The sequence below is a fragment of the Heyndrickxia coagulans DSM 1 = ATCC 7050 genome, from assembly GCF_000290615.1.
GTDB classification, from domain to species: domain Bacteria; phylum Bacillota; class Bacilli; order Bacillales; family Bacillaceae_C; genus Weizmannia; species Weizmannia coagulans.
The window spans coordinates 1-998 of record NZ_ALAS01000123.1 but is presented as its reverse complement, the minus strand read 5'-3'; the positions used below and the strand labels follow the sequence as shown (position 1 = coordinate 998).

General features: G+C 40.8%; 2 protein-coding genes. Both read left to right on the top strand.

All coding sequences use genetic code 11. The features are described 5' to 3' along the window. A partial coding sequence (gene cas5c / locus IC21_RS06520) for a type I-C CRISPR-associated protein Cas5c (RefSeq protein ID WP_155116792.1) occupies positions 1-520 on the top strand: 520 nt, incomplete at its 5' end. After that, a partial coding sequence (locus IC21_RS06515) for a type I-C CRISPR-associated protein Cas8c/Csd1 (RefSeq protein WP_035180660.1) occupies positions 521-998 on the top strand: 478 nt, incomplete at its 3' end.

Here is a 998-nt window from a genome sequence, read left to right as displayed (position 1 = left end):
CCCACGCATTGTCGAAAAGGAATTAAATGGGTGGCAAACCTCTGCATTTTTAATTGCATTTCTCTGCACTTTTCTATTGCAAAATACAGCACATTTCATTTTTAACCCACACAGGCCGGATTTGGCATTTGACCGTAACGAAAATAAACACCATAACATTCTTAAACGATCCTTGAAAGCCGGGGGAAGAAGGGATATTTTCCTTGGCGCCCGCGAGTGCCAAGGTTATGTGGAACCCTGTGTATTCGGGGAAGGCGAGGGTTATTATGACCAAACAGAAGAAGTGTATTTTGGAACAATGGTTCACGGCATCAATTATCCGGATGAAACCGGCCGTAACGAAATGGAAGTCAGGTTGTGGAACCCTGTTATGAAGAATGGCGTAATTCATTTTATCCGTCCGGACGAATGTAAACTTGTGAGAAAAGTTGCGGAAATAGAAATGAAGGCCTTTACTAAAGAAAATGTAAAACCTGCCGATGAACTTTTAAAAGAGATAGAGGGAGGAGGGGAATCGTGAGTGAGCTGGTTACTAAACTTATATGAGACTTATCAAGCAAATGAAGAGCAGGTCGGGAAAATTGAAAAGAAGAGAAATGATCAGGAGTACACGCTTCTTCCGGTTTCGCATACCACACAAACTGCACATTTAGAAGTGCAGGTAACGGAGGATGGAAATTTTTATTATGCGGAGGTAATTAATGATAAAAAGGATGCGATTACATTAATCCCGTGCACAGAAGAATCATCCAGCCGTGCCGGTTCAAAAATAGCTCCTTACCCATTGCATGATAAATTGATTTATGTAGCCGGCGACTTTGTGGCTTATGGAGGAAAAATAAAAAAAGAAGAGCCTTTCTCTTATTATATTCAACAATTAGGTGAGTGGGCAAATTCTCCGTTTAGTAAGTATGTGTCAAGTTTTTCTCGACAAGGTTTAAATATCGGGTATTCCAAGACACTCTTTTTGTACACTTTCGGCTACCGTGCTTTACTTG